Raw genomic sequence first — 15298 nt, 5'->3', positions numbered from 1 at the left:
TCGCGGAGCATATCGTTATGGAAGCCAATCTTATCAACTGGACCTTAACCAGCATCAGCCCGCAACGCAACGGATTCACGCCGCCGCGCGACATGCGGGAGACCGTGGCTCAAATCAAGGCCTTGCCGCCGTTGCCGGGTAGCGCGATGCGTATCTTGAAACTGACTTCGGACCCGCACGCCGATGCCGCCAAGTTGGCGGAAATCATCGAGCTTGATCCTTTGTTGACCGCTCAGATCATACGCTGGGCCAGTTCGGCCCTGTACGGTTACCGGGGCAAGATCACGTCGGTGCATGATGCGATAACCCGGGTGCTGGGTTTCGACTTTGTCATGGATCTGGCCTTGGGCTTAGCCGTATTGGCGCCGTTGAAAGCGCCCAAGGACGGGCCGATCGGCACCCGGATGTTTTGGACGCATGCGCTGGCCAGTACTCAGTTGATGGCCAAATTAGCAGTGGCGATGCCGGAACCGAGTCGGCCGTCGACGCAAGCCTTGTTTTTGGCGGCGCTGATGCACAACATTGGTTTTCCTCTGCTGGGCCACCGTTTTCCGGACGAATTCGCCTATTTGAGCGGTTTGATCGCCGCCAATCCCAGCTTGGTGGTATTTCACCTGGAAAACTTCGCGTTCGGCGTCAATCACGCCGAAATAGGGGCGTGGCTAATGAACGATTGGTCGATGCCCCGATTGGTAACCGACATCGTTTATCATCACCACAACCCTTGTTACCGAGGCGACAATTACATGCTGAATTTGCTGACTTTCGCAAACGACAGCTTGCTCGGCGAACTTGGGATAGGCGATGCCGCCAATCAGACCTGTTCGGAGCAGGCCGTCGAGCAATTGGGTTTGACGCAGGACGCGTGCCGGGAAGTACTGGACAGGCTGAATGACGATCTGGCCAAGGTCGTCGCCACCGCCGAACAGCTGACCGAATAAGCTCGCGCCACTAGTCGCGCATGACCGCATTGCGGCGGTCCTTGCGTTTCAACACGCCGCCCAATATCCACATTTGGTACATCGATACTGTCCACATGAACGCGAACGCCACGCCGAGGCCGGCACCGGCGAGAATCACCAGTAGCGCGAAATGCGGATTAAGCTTGGTCAACCACCAGGATGCGATGTCGATCAGTAAAAACAAATACGGCATCACCACGGCCGGATATTTGTACTTACAAGGCACACCGGTACTGAAGCTGAAAATAATACCGACGAACATGAAGATAAAACTGATCCCAAACAGGTGGATGTGCGAAATGCGTATCAGCGATTGAAACGTGGCGCCTTCATTGGAAGCGGCCAGTTTCTTTAAATTGTCGAATCGGCCGAAGTCCGGCAACGAGCCGGCGGAGGCGTTGTGGCACATCAAGCAGCGGGTCTCGACAATCGGCTTGATGTCCCGATCGTAAGTCGCTTCCTCGGCGCCGTCCCGCACCCACTGGATGATTTTGAAGCGTTCCTGGTCGGGGGCGTTGTACTTCATCGAACCGTTCAGCTTCGATTCCAACACCGAACCGGACCGGTCGCCGTAATAGCTGTAGACAATGTCATCCAACGACAGGCCGAACTTGCCGTCGGCCATGCCGTGAGTGAATAGGATTTGGATCAGCGCCATCAGATAACCGGCGCCGACCGTGGTCAGATAACCGCTGAACAGCAGTTTGATCGAGGTGCCGAAGCTGATCAGATTGATGCCTTTACCGGCGCGGTCGAGAGTAGGTGGATCGCAGTTCATGGCGCAATTCCGAGACTAAACGAAAATACCGTCCGGCGCGTGAGCGCCGAACGGGCGAGGGCGATTTTCGCACTCGCTATTGTTGACTATTCTGGTAGTACAAGCCAAGTGCCTCGATCTCGGAGTCGCTCAAGGTCTCCGCCAGAATCCGCATCCTGGCGTAGATGTCGTTGTGGCGTTCGCCGGATTTAAAGGCGCGCAAACTGGCGGCCAGATAATCCCCGCTTTGGCCGGACAACGCCGGAACGTCCTGCGCTTGCCCCTTGCCGTCGGTGCCGTGGCAAACCTCGCACGGCGGCAATAAACGCTGCTTGTCGCCGTGCTTGACCAAGTTTTCGGCGGTCGGGTAGGCGCCTTTCGCGTTAGCCGACAAAATCGCCGCCGGTCGAGTCGAAAACCAGGCTGCCACATCGGCCGCGTCTTGCGGCGTTAGGCCTTTGGCGATGCCGGTCATCAGCGGATTTTGCCGACTGCCGTCGCGGTAGTCTTGCAGTTGCTTGAATAAATAAGTCGGCAACTGGCCGGCCAGCGACGGATAGGTCGGCACGGCGCTGATGCCTTGCTCGCCGTGGCAGGCGGCGCAGGCTTGCGCCAGTTCCCGGCCTTTTTGTGGATTGCCGGATTCAACCAAGCTCAATTGCTCGGCGGTCCACGCCAGTTTCGACGAGGGTTCGGCGCAAACCAGCGCGGGTGTCAGTACTGCGATCAAGCGGATTAGGTTTTTCATGATCAGACCCCCCATCTGCCGGAACCGAAGGTTTCCATCAGGAAGAATTGCAAAATCGGGTAACCGAATGCAATCAACATGAATACCGCGATGACCGCGTTCCACAATCCGAAACTGTTCAAATAGGCTGGTAAATCCCGGACCGGATGAATCGGTTCGGCGTATTCGACTTCGCCTCGATAGGCTTCCGTGCCGCACTGGGTTTTATACAGGTTGTAGAGCAACATGCCGGAGGACACCAGCAGGATCGTGCCACCGAAGATCATCGTGACTTCGTAGGGCTCCCAGGACAAGGTCAGCAAGTTGTTGTAATTGACGCTGTCTATCCGCCGCGGCTGGCCTAGCAAACCCAGAATGTGCCAGGGCGTGGTCATGATGATCATGCCGACGAACCAAGTCCATAATTGGGTGATCGCCAACGACGGGCAATGCAACGGTTTACCGGTCAGAACCGGCCAGAAATAATAGGCGATACCGAAATACATGATGATGGTCGTGCCGCCGAAGATCAGATGGAAATGGCCGGATACCCAGGCCGTGTTATGTACCATCGCGTTCATTGCATAGCTGGCGTTGACCAGGCCGCCGAAGCCGCCGAAGATCAGCATCAGCAAGCCCAGAATTAGCGCCAACACCATTGGGTTGTTCCACGGCAGCGCGGCGATCCAGCCGAACAAGCCCTTGCCGCCGTTAAGGCGGCCGGCGATTTCCAGCGAGGCGATCACGGTAAAACCGGTGATGAAGGTCGGCAACGTGACGACGAAGGTGCCGATCGCGTGCAGGATTTTCCAGCCGTGGCCTTGCTCAGGATCCATGTACAAATGGTGGAAGCCTATCGGCAAACTGAAGACAACCAACAGAATGAATGCGGCCCGGGCCATTTCGTCGCTGAACAAATAACCGCCGGCCTGTTTGGGGACCAGGGTATAAAACGCGGTATAGGTCGGAATCAGCCAGAAATAGACGATGGGATGCAAGGTCCAGGCGAACAGGGTACGAGCCAAACCGGCGTCTATCGTATCTATCCAGCCCAAGGCCCACGGGATCAATTGAAATAGGACTTCCACCGCGACGCCGACGCTGGTCCACAGCCACAGAATCGCATTGGCCGTGGTGGCGAACATCGCCAACGGCACCGCTTGGCCGGGATGAGCCTTTTTCCATTGCATGTACATCACGATCATCGACACGCACCAGAACCACGAGCCGACTACCAGCAAGGTCGCGCCGATGTAAAACAACGGGTGGGCCATCAACGGCGGATAAAAGGTAAACAACACCGAGGCCTTGCCCAGCAGCAACGGCAGCGCGGCCAGCACCACGCCGGTCAGGGCAACGCCAAAACCGCTCCAAGCGAAACTTAGGTTCCAGATTGGCAGTTTCAGCGTGCTGGTGGCCACGTAGTAGCCGAAGCCCATGATGAAAAACGTCGTCAGTACAAAGCCCATCAGCACGCCATGGGTACTGACCGAGGCGTAATACACTTCCCGCGACTCCAGAAATCCGAAGAAGCCGCTACGTTCAATGACTTGGTACAGCCCCATCAACGCCGCCAAACCGAAGGCGGCGAACGCGACCCACAGATGGGTCAACGCCAGTTTTTTCGCGTTTACGTTATCCATGATGTTCTCCCCTTGCTTGGCCAGCGCGTCCCACTCGGCCTTGCCTACCACCTTGATGTTGCTCCACATGTGGGCGTGGCCCATGCCGCAATACTCGTTGCACAGCAAGGGATAGTCGCCGGTGTGGTGCAGTTCGGTCTTGACCTGGGCGACATAGCCCGGCACGATCATCGTGCTCATATTGGTCATCGGCATGTGGACGCCGTGGATGACGTCCAGGCTGACCCAGCGGAAGGTGATCGGCGTTTCGGCCGGCACCGTGAGAGTTTTTGGGAAAAAGCCGTAGCGGCCGGCCACCATGCGCACCGTGACGCTGCCGTCCGGATTGCGGCTGGCGCCGAGTTTGTCCTCGGCGAATTCCTTGGACAAATGCAGTTTGGCCGAGTCTATGGTTTCGACATTGCTCGGCGCGTGTATGCCGTGCAGCAAGGCCGAGCCGAGAATGGCCGAGACGAACACGCCGGCGATACCCAGCGCGACACCGGCCCAATTTCGTTCCAGTTTATCGATATGCATGGTGCCCCCTCAACCGATATGGCCGCGCGGCAGGAACACCCCGTAATACATCAGCAGCCAGGCGATCAGCATGCCGCCGCTGACGATCAGCATCAGCGCCCAGGTGCCGACCGGCGAGCTTTCCAGGATTTTTTTTCGTTCTTCTTCGCTTAATCGAGTCATACCCATCCTTCCTGTTTAATTATTTTTAGGAATTGAGCAATAAGCGCCGACTCGCGGCCCGTCATTCTTGGCGATGACTATTCCCTGGTTATTGCAAGGGAGATGATACCCTGATCGCGCGCGGACGCAAAACGCCAAGGTGGCGCTCGCGTTCCAACCGCTTTAATGCGGGTGGGCGTTGAGGCGATACAGCTTGTAATCGACGAACTCCCCAGCTTCGGTCAGCGTTTCGGCATGGGTGAGCTCGATGTCGAAATGTTCGGCGTAAAGGTGCCGTACTTCGGCGGCGATCTCGGGTTGCGTGGCAACCGTTTCCGTGGTTTCGGCTTCCTCGGCGGTCAACAGAAAAATCTTGTCGGTATCGGGCAGAATGCGCTCCAGATGTGCGACGTAAAGTTTGCGAACCTCTTCCGGCAAGGCAGTCAATGCCGCGCGGTCGTAAACCGCGGCGACGGTGCCGAGATCGGTAGCGGTCAGCGAAAAATAATCGCCACACAATATCGTCAGGCGATCATGCCGCCACGCCACGAATTTGCCGATTTTTCGACGGCTGGGTTTCAAGCTGTTCTCGCGGAAAAACGCCGCGACAGCAACCGGGCTGAGTTCGATGCCAATCACTTCGTGGCCTTGTTCCAACAACCAGATCAGATCCAGGCTCTTGCCGCACAACGGCACGAATACGCGACTGCCCTCGGCCAAGTCCTGTCCGTTCCAAAATCGGCGTAGTAAGGGATTAACCGCGGCTTGATGGAAGTCGTCGCGTTGGTCTCGCCAAAATTGCAACCAAAGCGGATTGTCGCGGGCGGTGGCGGCGGACGAGGAAGGCGTGGCAGGTTGCTGGGCTCGGTTGGACATGGCTGATTCGCTGTGCGGTAGGGTTGTGCTTCGAAAAGGTTCTGATCGAACGGGCACAACGCTTCGCGAGAAGAGCGATGCAGGCCGAAAAGGCGCTTGCGGCGGCGGAGCGACTGTGTCAAAAGCCCCCGCTGGGGTCAAGGGTAACACGCGGGCCGGCTGTCGTGCCGGAATTTGTCCGGTTTGGCGCGTGCCCAAGCCGCGCTTCGATCTGAGCGGGGTCATAATGGTCGAACCGAGGCCGGCGAAATCGGTTTGTGTCGGCCGTGCGACTGCTGGGTTGAGAGGGCTGGACCCGCGCCGGGGCGACCGTTGGCCGCCCCGGCGCGGGTCTGGGTTATAATGGCGGTTTTTTCAAAATCAACGAGTCGTAACATTGTGGACGTAACCCGCTACATGCAGCAATTGGGCAAGCAGGCCAGACAGGCCGGCCGCGAGATCAGCAAGGCCGATACCGGCCGCAAGAATCTGGCCCTGGTGAAAATCGCGGAAGCCTTGGCCGCCAACGCCGACACGTTGATCGCCGAAAACGCCAAGGATTTGCAAGCCGGCCAAGCCAACGGCCTGGATGCCGCTTCGTTGGACAGGCTGGATCTGACGCCGGCCCGTATCGAAAAAATGGTCGAGGGCTTGACCCAAATCGCCGCGTTGCCGGACCCGGTCGGCGAAATCACCAACCTCAGTTACCGGCCGACCGGCATTCAAGTCGGACAAATGCGGGTGCCGCTGGGCGTGATCGGTATCATTTACGAATCCAGACCGAATGTCACCGTCGATGCCGCCGCGCTGTGCCTGAAAGCCGGGAATGCCTGCATTTTGCGCGGCGGCTCCGAAGCCATTCATTCCAATCGGGCCATCGCCGCCTGTATCGCGCAAGGTTTGGCCGAGGCCGGACTGCCGCAACAGGCGGTGCAAGTCGTCGAAACCACCGACCGGGCGGCGGTCGGCGCGCTGGTGACGATGAAGGAATTCGTCGATGTGATCGTGCCGCGCGGCGGTAAAAGTCTGATCGAGCGGATTAGCTCCGAGGCGACCATCCCGGTCATCAAACATCTGGACGGCATTTGCCACGTTTACATCGATGTCAAGGCCGACCTCGACAAGGCGGTGGCGATCGCGTTGAACGCCAAGACCCATCGCTACGGCGTCTGCAACGCAATGGAGACGCTATTGGTTGCCGAAAGCGTTGCCGGTGCGGTATTGCCCATCCTGGCCGAGCAATACGCCGCCAAGGGCGTGGAGTTGCGCGGCTGCCTGAAAACTTGTTCATTGATTCCGGGCGCGGTCAGGGCCAGCGAAGCCGACTGGCAAACCGAATATTTGGCGCCGATTTTATCGATCAAGATCGTCTCCGGCATCGACGAGGCGATAGACCACATCAACACCTATAGCTCGGCGCATACCGAAGCCATCGTTACCGAGGATTTCACGCTGGCCCGGCGTTTCTTGCGCGAGGTCGATTCCAGCTCGGTGATGGTCAACGCCTCGACCCGTTTCGCCGACGGCTTCGAATACGGTCTGGGCGCCGAAATCGGCATCAGCACCGATAAATTGCACGCGCGCGGACCGGTCGGCTTGCACGGCTTGACTTCGTTGAAATACATCGTGCTGGGCGACGGGCATATCCGCCAGTAATGATCGGCGTTTACGGCGGCACCTTCAACCCGGTTCACTACGGGCATTTGCGGACCGCATTGGAAGTGCGCGAATGCTTAGAATTGGACGACTTGAAAATGATTCCGTGCCGGGTGCCGGCGCATCGCGGCGAGCCGGATGTTTCGGCGGAGCACCGTTTGCGCATGCTCGAATTGGCGGTCGCCGGCACGCCCGGTTTGAGCGTCGATAGACGTGAACTGGACCGGCCGGGACCGTCCTACATGGTGGATACCCTGCAATCGCTGGCGGCGGAGTTGCCGGGGTCCGGCTTGGTGCTGTTCGTCGGTGCCGACGCCTTCACCGGTCTGGAAGGCTGGCATCGCTGGCGGGACCTGTTCGATTACGCCCATATTGTGGTGATGACCCGGCCAGGCTTTCAACCGTCGGTACTTGGCGATTTTATGCGAGCCCGCCTCGCGGCGCGGCGGGACGAGTTGCGCGACGCCAGGGCGGGCAAGTTGTTTTTTCAAGCGGTGACCTTGCTGGACATTGCCGCGACCCAAATCCGCCGGATTATCGCCGACGGGACGAATCCTAGATTTTTATTGCCGGACGCCGTTCTGGCCTATATTCAACAACATCAACTTTATCGAGCAAGCTCGACATCTACGGAAACCTGAATGCAAAGTACCGAATTAGCCCAATTGGTCCAAACCGAACTGGATCTGCGCAAGGCCCTGCATATCGCGACGTTGGACGTGCGCGACAAGACCAGCATCACCGATTTTATGATCGTCGCGACCGCGACCTCGGCGCGGCACGCCAAGTCGCTGTGCGATTACGTCGTCGTGAAAGTTAAGGAAAACGGCATCCAACCGATCGGTACCGAGGGCGAGCAAGGCTCGGATTGGGTTTTGCTGGATCTCGGCGACGTGATCGTGCACGTGATGACCGGCCAGGCGCGCGAGTTCTACCAGTTGGAAAAACTCTGGTCGGTGCCGGCCAAATCCGCCTGAGCCGGGAGCCGGCGCGGCCGATTTAAATTGGCCGTCCTCCTCAAGATTTCGGCCGGTCAGTCGATGACTAGGCTAGCCCGAGGAGGAACCATGAACACCCTGAGACTGCTTCAAATCATCCCGTTGTTATGGCTGGCGGGCTGCGCCGGGCCGGCCGGCAAATCCGCAGGCTTGTCCGAATCCAAAACTCTCAGCGCCAGCGGTATTAGTCGCTTCGACGACAGCGGCGCGCTGAACGTCAAGCAACGCTGGCAGCAAGCCCAGCAGAATGCCAAACTCGACGCCTACCGTGATTTGGCCGCTCAACTTTATCGCGAGCCGCTGCCTAACGGCTCGACGGTCGGCGCCCAGGTGATGCGCGACGAAGCCTATCGGATTTACGTCGATAGCTATTTGCGCGAAGCCCGTCCCGCCGATTACCGTACCGTTCGCGATCATTTGAAAGCCACGTTGGACCTGACCTTGACGCCGCGCTTTTATCGCTGCATGGCGGGCGATGCGGGGCAGGTCGGGCAATGTCAGCAACAGGACCAAAAGCTGGCTTTCAGCCGGTTGGGGTACCGGGAGGCTACCGTGGTTTCCGCGAATCTGGCTTGCGGCAATCGGGATTGTAGCGACCAATACCACGTCAAGGGCTTTTCCAAACAACCCAATGTCGTCGATGATGTCTTGCTTGATGCCGGCATGTACGACAGCGAATGGACAATCAACACCGGCGCGCGTACGCTGTTGAATTATTTCCTGACCAACGGGTTCCTCAATGCGCTGTAACGGCTTTAGCCACGTTTTACTGATTTTGCTGTTGGCCGGTTGCGGCGGCGCCGGTACGCGAGACGATAGCGCCAGCGATTTGGCGGCCTCGCGACAGGTTAGCGCCGAGGGTAGCGCAGCGATTGCCGGTGCGAATCGCGAGGCGGCTCGGCGGGCCGCTATCGACAACGCGGTCGACGCGGCTTCGGCTCGGCTGCGGCGCGGCAATCGCGGCGACCAGTTGATCAGCGATATCAAGGTGGTCGACGAATGGCAGGACGGCGCCGTCTACCACGTGCAAGTGCTGGCAATGTTGGCCGACAGCGAGCGTTGCGCGTCTCCCTATCGCAAGAAGATTGTCGCGACCGGCTTTCCGATTATGAACGCCGACCAGCTCAGCGGTTCCGAGAGCCAGGATTTGTACAGCGGCATTCCTCGCGAGATCAACAATCGACTCATGGAAACAGGCGACTTTATCGGTCGCAACCTGACCAATGCCGCGCTGTACGCCCGACCGGACATCGCGCCGGAGTTGGTGCCGGCCGAGGGCAGCGGTGAATCCATGGTGTTGAACGTGGCCCGCCAGCAAAACGCGCAGTTCGTGCTGTCCGGCGTGATACGCGATTTTCGGATCGAATCCACCGAGTACGTGCGCGGCACCGGCGTGTTGGCCGATCTGAAATCGTTGGTCCGCGATTTTGTCGGTCGGCGCAGCGTCGGCATCGACGTATTCGTTTACGACGGCTTTACCGGGGCGCTGTTGTTTCAGCAGCGCTACACCGACTCCATCGTCGGCGATGTCAGCCTGCCGACCGGCTACACGGTCGGTAGCGACCGCTTCAACGCGACGCCTGCCGGCCATAAGATCGATGAGATCATTACTCAGGCTTCGGAAGACATACACAAAATGTTCGGCTGTTACCCGTTCGCTACACGGGTGGCGCGGGTCGAATCCGGTCGTGTCGTGATTGCCGCCGGGGCGCAAGATAAGGTCAAGGCCGGCGACAAATTGATGGTGTATCCACTGGCCCAGAATCGGGCCGATACCGGCTTGGGTGATCCCAGCGGCATTTTGACTATCGTCGACGTTAGCGCCGCGACCGCCGTCGGTCAAATGGACGCCGGCGCCGCCATTGTCCGGCCCGGCGACTGGGTCAAGAGTTTTCAGTCGCGTTAAACGTTTTCCGCCAATAAGGCTTCGATGTCGCCGCGCAAGGTCTCCGGAGCGGTCAGTGGCGCGTAGCGTTGTTTGACGCAACCATCCCGGCCGATCAGAAATTTGGTGAAATTCCATTTGATCGCTTCCGAACCCAGCACGCCCGGCGCGCTAGCCTTCAGAAATGCGTACAACGGATGTGCGCCGTCGCCGTTGACTTCGATTTTTTCGAATATCGGGAAGTCGATTTGATAATTCATCGCGCAAAATTCGCCGATCGCCTGGCTGTCGCCGGGTTCCTGGGCGCCGAATTGATTACACGGAAAGCCCAACACCGCGAAGCCTCGGTCTCGATATTTGCGGTATAGCGCTTGCAAGCCTTGGTATTGCGGGGTGAAGCCGCAACGGCTCGCGGTATTGACGATCAACAGTACTTGGCCGCGGAAGGTGTCGAGTGCCAACGGCGCGCCGCTCAGGGTGACGGCTGAAAACCGGTAAATAGTGTCCATGGTAGCTTTGTCGATGAATGTGGCTGGCCCGGACCGGCGGGAGCCGGTCCGGGGCGTTGACCCTCAGGCCGGAAAACCGCCGGTTAGGCGTTTGTCCAGTTCGGTTTGCAACAGCGCCGCGTAATGCCGCTTCAACGCGGAGTCGGTCGGTTGCGGCGGCAATTGGGATTGTATATCGGACAGCAATTGCGTCAGTACGTGCCGTTTCAACACCGAGTCCTCGGGCAGCTGCGCTGATTTGGGTATGGGGCGGGCCGGCTGGTGGCCGGCTGCCGACGCCGGTCGCACTGCGGATGCCGTTTCGAGTGCCGCTTTTTGCATTGCGTCGTAGTGTCGGCGCAGCACGGAATCGGTGGGATAAGGTCTCGCCCGTTGCTCGCGCTCGGCGAGGCGCATCGCCAGAAAATGGCGGCGCAGCACCGAGTCTTCCGGGATCGCCGTATCGCTCGCGGTATGCGGCAAGGGCACCGCGGAGACGGCGCCGAGGTTGACAGGCGCGGCGCTCGGTTTTGCAGGCTCGGCGCATGTCGGTTCCGCCGCGGGCGGCGCGTTCAGGTGTTGTGGGTTCGCGTCGGCTGGCATTGCCGAACCAGGCGTTGCAATTTGCGCGGTTTCCAGCTGCCGGCGAAGGGCGATCTTGCGTTTGATCGCCCAGACCAACAGACCCAGCAGCAATAGCGAAAAAATGGTTGAGACGACGATAATTTGGATCATGAGCTTTCCCCTGGTTATTGTTGTTATCGATCCGGAATGGACGTCGGGCCTGCAGTGGTTTCAGGCTGAGATCGGCCCAGCGGCACGGTCCGGTTCAAAGCATCGTTGCGCTTCCGCGTTCCGTTCGTCCTGGTGCCGGCGTTACCTTGGCGGTAGCGCTTTCGGGGCGCGGCGATCGGTCGGCGGCTGGCCGGCCAATCGGGATGATTTATATCATAAATCCTTGAAAAACTTATGAAGTCTATTTAAGTGGCGTCCGCGTTACTCTATCGACGGTACGCTCACTTGGGTCTGTCGGTATGCGCTGACAAAGGGCGCGGTATAGTTGGTCGTGGCGGTCTGGTCGGACGAATGTATCGACCCGGCCGGATAGCCGCAGGGGCCGCCGGCGCATTGAGTGCTCAGGGACGGCGACGAGAACAGCAGGATTTGCGGGCTGTAATAGCTCATGATCGTGCCGAACAGGTTGTCTATGCCCCAGGCGTAGGAATATTCGAACTTGCCTTGCAAGTTGCTAAACTCCCGGTCGTGGACGTTACCGAGCGTATGGCCGATTTCGTGGGCGAAACTGCCGGTGGTGCAATAGTAATTATCCGATTCCAAGGAATACCCGTCGCCGACCACCGCATAGGCCAAGAACGGATAGGCATCGCCGCCGTTGTAAAATCCCTGGTAGGCGATGCCGCACATCTGGCCGGAGGCCAAATGGTAGAAGGGACGGAAAAATACCACCACATCGGCGCCGTAGCGGTTGCGCAGAGCCTCGACATTGGCAAACGCGCCGTTCCCCGCTCCCAAATCGTCCAATGCGGTGCTGTCGAGGTTGGTTTCGGTATAGGCGCTGGCTTCGGTATGCACCAGGCGCAGACTGGCGTGGATGCCCGAGTCCCGATAAGCCTGGTTGCTGACATCGACCAGATATTGAATGCGCTGCTTGGCGTAATCGGCGCTTTGCCCAACCGTGGTGTAGAGCACCATCACGTCGACGATGTTGGTTTCGGTGGTATTGCCGCCGCCGTTTCCGTTATTACCGTTATTTTCGGTATTGCCTCCGCCGGTCTCGTTCAGTCGGGCGGCGTAATCGGCTTCGGCTTTTTCGGCCTTGGTATTGGCCTTTTTATACGCGGCGATCTTTTTGTTGTAGGCGGACAGTGCCGATTTTTCGAATTTCTTGACCGCCTTGAGGTTGGTGTTGGCCTGTTTTTCAGCGGCTTTGGCGGCATTCAGCGCGGATTTGGCGCTGGCGACCGCCGCTTGCAAGGTTGCGTCCTTGGGTGCCGATTTCAGAGTCTGCTTTCGGCTTGCCAGCTCGGCTTTCGCGGTTGCGGTGTTTGCCTTGGCCGCGGTCAAGGCGGTTTGAGCATTGGCGACCAGTTGTTGGTTATCGGTGTAATTGCCGTACAGATTCGTGGCTTCCTGATTCAGCGCGGTGGCGTCCACCCTTAGCGATTCAGCTTTGGTTCTCAGGCTTTCGGTCGATAGGCTGGCCTTGGCCATTTCGGTTGGCGCCGGCAAACCCGACGGTTCGATATGGTCGCCGTCGAAACCGCCTGCCGTCAGGCCGGAATGCTGCAGGTCGACCAGCACGGCGGCCCCCCCGGCACCTTCGATCAAATATTCACCGTCCGGCGTGTAGAGATTGCCCATCAGTCCGGCCGCGCCGACGGACAGATTCAGCCGGTACCCCAGACCTTCGTCGACGAGATGGCCGGTCCAGGTCGATGAGCCGTCGGCATGGTCGGTGCGGCGGTCGTGTTCGACTTGGTATTGACCGATCGGCAGATCGAGAAGTGCGCGGTCGCCGGCTTTCAATTGCCGCAACTGGGCCATTGGCAGCTCGACCGGCATGGCCGAGCCGGGTTTCAGGCGGCGGTAACGTTCCGGCAGACCGTCGACCTTGCGCGGTTCGATAGCGATGCCGGCGGATGTCGGGTCTACAAGGCCGTTGTGACGGCGGCCGCTGATCAGAACCGAGTGAATCGCGCCGGGTTCGCCGACCAGCGTGTAGTTGTAATCCTCTAACAATTGCGCCAATGCCGCAGGCCAATCGGCGGCGGCCAGCTTGCGATTCAAACGGTCGGATTCCAGGCCGGCGGCGATCCGGAAGCCGAAGCCGCCGCGATTGGCGATCGATGCCGCCGCCTGGGCCAGGGTTTGATCGCGAACCACGTGATAAATCGGATGCGGTGGTTCGACCAAAGTCGCGCGCGCGCCGTCGGCCAGCGCACTGGTCGCGCCGAGCCAGACAACCAGAGAGAGGTAGCGTAAGTTTTGGTTGATTTTCATCCTCTGATAACCTTGAATGTGACGGGCTTCGCAATTTCTGATCAAGAATACCACAGCTCGGACTTCCGGAAAACCGATTGACGAAAGATTTAGTCCGTTAGGAAATAATCCGGTTAAAACCATAAAAAGCTGCAATAAATGCCCGGGCCGTGTATCGTTCCCAGGCCGAAGCCCGAAATTACCGGCCGAGGCGAGAGGAGGCCACCGGCGTGGCTGTTTTGTCTGACTTTTTGATACGGATTCACTATGTGTTTTAGCGCCGATATGTCGTTGGGCTTGGGCGTCGCGGGTTTGGCCGCGGCGACCGTGACTGTGCTGGACAAGGACGAAGCGTTTTGGGTCAGGTTGGCCCGCGCTTACGCGATTTTTCATTTTTCGCTGATGGAATTCATTCAGTTTTTCGCCTATCCGGTCGCCGACCAATGCGGCTACGGTACCAATCTGCTGCTTAGCGAATTGTCCTCGGTACATATCAGCCTGCAGGCCTTCGCGATCATGCCGGCCTTGGCGACGTATTCGAGCGACCCGGCGGCCTTGAAGAAGGCCTTCATCGCCGGGGCGAGTTTAAGCGGCTTGTTTCTGGTGTTCGGCCGGCTGCCGAACGAGTGGCAATTGTTCGGTTTGGAGCCCAATTTCATCGGTCGGATGAACTCCTGCCTGTTCATGGGCATTTATCATATCGGTTATGCCATTTCCAGCGCCTTCGGTACCTTGGTGACCCACGGTTCCTTGTTCGCGCTGGCGCTCAGCGGTTTCGTCTGGAAGCACAACTGGCGGATCGCGTCTTACCATTTCGGGATGGCGATGATGACGCTGTTCATGCCGCAATGGTTGTTCGGCGTCAGTACCGGCGAGGCGGCGGCGATGTATTGCTTTTATTCGATTCCGATCACCGCCAGTTTCATGCCGCAATTCAAAAAGTTGTTCGCGGCGCGGCCGGACGACTGGTCCGGTCGGTTCGCCAAGCAGCAATCCTGAATCGAGCCGGGCCGGGGCCCGGCTTTTTCTGGCCGCCGCCCAATTTTCAGGCGCGGCGTCCGCCTCTAACGAGCATCGCCGCCATACCGGATGCAAACAGCAGCGCGCCGGTTGGTAACGGTACCGCGACGATGCTCAGGTTGAAATCGGCGGCAATCGCCACCGGTCCCCGGTTCAAAAAAATCAGGCCTTGATTCGGATCGGCCAAATCGCCGCGTATGCCGACGATGGCGCTACCCGCCGCCAGCGCCCGAAAGTACAGCGTGGCGAGTGTGATATTTGCCGGCGTGTCGTCGGCGCTCAGTCCGGGAAAGGTCGAGCCGGCCGCGGTTAGGCCCACGGCGGCAGAATCGTCGCTAAACACCGGATTCACGCTGACGCCGGTCCATTCCAGACGTTCGTCGTCCAGATCGCCGAGGTTTAGACCGAAGGCCAGCAGCAACTCGTCCGAGTCCGCGTCGCCGAACAGGTCGTGAGCGACCACGTCGGCCGCGAAGGTATCGCCGACAGTGACGGTCGCGCTCCGCGGAATCAGGCTAAGGCTCAAGGCGGCAGCGTCCGCGGTAGGCCACAAGCCGACAGCGGTCAGAATCAAAATACAACTCAGTGTTTTCATGGCATGTTCCGGTAAATGAAAGTAAAAAGCGGCCGGTCGGCGTCATGCCGACCGG

The 15298-nt window shown here is 58.9% G+C and carries 16 protein-coding genes and 1 pseudogene; 7 read left to right on the top strand and 10 right to left on the bottom strand.

The window, feature by feature from the left end:
- Positions 1-17 precede the first annotated feature (17 nt).
- On the top strand, positions 18-941 hold the full coding sequence (locus tag ACP4CD_RS11675) for an HDOD domain-containing protein (RefSeq protein WP_426994646.1): 924 nt from the start codon (positions 18-20) through the stop codon (positions 939-941).
- A gap of 10 nt (positions 942-951) precedes the next feature.
- Here the strand turns inward: ACP4CD_RS11675 and ACP4CD_RS11670 are convergent, their stop codons facing one another.
- The 6 genes and pseudogenes from ACP4CD_RS11670 to ACP4CD_RS11645 all read right to left on the bottom strand — a co-directional run bounded on the left by ACP4CD_RS11670 (position 952) and on the right by ACP4CD_RS11645 (position 5622).
- Positions 952-1740, bottom strand: coding sequence for an elongation factor-1 alpha (locus ACP4CD_RS11670; RefSeq protein WP_071154839.1), 789 nt, complete (start codon positions 1738-1740; stop codon positions 952-954).
- Positions 1741-1816: 76 nt separating this feature from the next.
- Positions 1817-2467: a c-type cytochrome gene (locus ACP4CD_RS11665; RefSeq protein ID WP_426994645.1), complete on the bottom strand. Its 651-nt coding sequence runs from the start codon at positions 2465-2467 to the stop codon at positions 1817-1819.
- A 2-nt stretch (positions 2468-2469) separates the two neighbouring features.
- On the bottom strand, positions 2470-4089 hold the full coding sequence (locus ACP4CD_RS11660; RefSeq protein WP_426994674.1) for a cbb3-type cytochrome c oxidase subunit I: 1620 nt from the start codon (positions 4087-4089) through the stop codon (positions 2470-2472).
- A 63-nt stretch (positions 4090-4152) separates the two neighbouring features.
- Positions 4153-4389, bottom strand: a pseudogene (locus tag ACP4CD_RS11655) (cytochrome C oxidase subunit II); the annotation flags it as partial.
- 225 nt (positions 4390-4614) lie between these two features.
- On the bottom strand, positions 4615-4767 hold the full coding sequence (locus tag ACP4CD_RS11650; protein ID WP_168031802.1) for a hypothetical protein: 153 nt from the start codon (positions 4765-4767) through the stop codon (positions 4615-4617).
- A 162-nt stretch (positions 4768-4929) separates the two neighbouring features.
- Positions 4930-5622: a thiopurine S-methyltransferase gene (locus ACP4CD_RS11645; protein ID WP_426994644.1), complete on the bottom strand. Its 693-nt coding sequence runs from the start codon at positions 5620-5622 to the stop codon at positions 4930-4932.
- A 396-nt stretch (positions 5623-6018) separates the two neighbouring features.
- On the opposite strand from ACP4CD_RS11645, the gene ACP4CD_RS11640 reads away from it, so the two are divergent.
- From ACP4CD_RS11640 to ACP4CD_RS11620, 5 genes are all read left to right on the top strand, one after another.
- On the top strand, positions 6019-7257 hold the full coding sequence (locus ACP4CD_RS11640; RefSeq protein ID WP_083385533.1) for a glutamate-5-semialdehyde dehydrogenase: 1239 nt from the start codon (positions 6019-6021) through the stop codon (positions 7255-7257).
- The gene (nadD, locus tag ACP4CD_RS11635) at positions 7257-7898 is read left to right on the top strand and encodes a nicotinate-nucleotide adenylyltransferase (RefSeq protein ID WP_426994643.1); all 642 of its coding nucleotides are present in this window, start codon (positions 7257-7259) and stop codon (positions 7896-7898) included. Before ACP4CD_RS11640 ends, nadD begins: the two co-directional genes overlap by 1 nt.
- A complete protein-coding gene (gene rsfS / locus ACP4CD_RS11630) occupies positions 7899-8234 on the top strand; it encodes a ribosome silencing factor (protein ID WP_064024169.1) in 336 nt (111 codons plus the stop codon).
- Positions 8235-8324: 90 nt separating this feature from the next.
- Positions 8325-9005: a hypothetical protein gene (locus ACP4CD_RS11625; protein WP_071154844.1), complete on the top strand. Its 681-nt coding sequence runs from the start codon at positions 8325-8327 to the stop codon at positions 9003-9005.
- Positions 8995-10161, top strand: coding sequence for a flagella assembly protein FlgT middle domain-containing protein (locus tag ACP4CD_RS11620; protein ID WP_313728805.1), 1167 nt, complete (start codon positions 8995-8997; stop codon positions 10159-10161). Before ACP4CD_RS11625 ends, ACP4CD_RS11620 begins: the two co-directional genes overlap by 11 nt.
- On the opposite strand, the gene ACP4CD_RS11615 is transcribed toward ACP4CD_RS11620, so the two are convergent.
- The 3 genes from ACP4CD_RS11615 to ACP4CD_RS11605 form a co-directional block, all read right to left on the bottom strand.
- On the bottom strand, positions 10158-10649 hold the full coding sequence (locus ACP4CD_RS11615) for a glutathione peroxidase (RefSeq protein ID WP_426994642.1): 492 nt from the start codon (positions 10647-10649) through the stop codon (positions 10158-10160). The genes ACP4CD_RS11620 and ACP4CD_RS11615 overlap by 4 nt on opposite strands.
- Positions 10650-10712: 63 nt before the next feature.
- Positions 10713-11363 (bottom strand): hypothetical protein, encoded by a 651-nt coding sequence (locus ACP4CD_RS11610; protein ID WP_168031790.1) that lies wholly within the window; start codon positions 11361-11363, stop codon positions 10713-10715.
- A gap of 261 nt (positions 11364-11624) precedes the next feature.
- Positions 11625-13649 (bottom strand): reprolysin-like metallopeptidase, encoded by a 2025-nt coding sequence (locus ACP4CD_RS11605; RefSeq protein ID WP_426994641.1) that lies wholly within the window; start codon positions 13647-13649, stop codon positions 11625-11627.
- Positions 13650-13895: 246 nt separating this feature from the next.
- Here ACP4CD_RS11605 and ACP4CD_RS11600 point away from each other — a divergent pair, with 246 nt between their 5' ends.
- Positions 13896-14627 (top strand): DUF5765 domain-containing protein, encoded by a 732-nt coding sequence (locus ACP4CD_RS11600; RefSeq protein ID WP_064024157.1) that lies wholly within the window; start codon positions 13896-13898, stop codon positions 14625-14627.
- A gap of 46 nt (positions 14628-14673) precedes the next feature.
- Here the strand turns inward: ACP4CD_RS11600 and ACP4CD_RS11595 are convergent, their stop codons facing one another.
- Positions 14674-15243: a hypothetical protein gene (locus ACP4CD_RS11595; RefSeq protein WP_426994640.1), complete on the bottom strand. Its 570-nt coding sequence runs from the start codon at positions 15241-15243 to the stop codon at positions 14674-14676.
- Positions 15244-15298: the final 55 nt, after the last annotated feature.

The organism is Methylomonas stagni (assembly GCF_050154735.1).
Classification (GTDB): domain Bacteria; phylum Pseudomonadota; class Gammaproteobacteria; order Methylococcales; family Methylomonadaceae; genus Methylomonas; species Methylomonas koyamae_A.
Note: the sequence above shows the minus strand (reverse complement) of the source record. Positions and strands in the feature narration are given on the sequence as shown.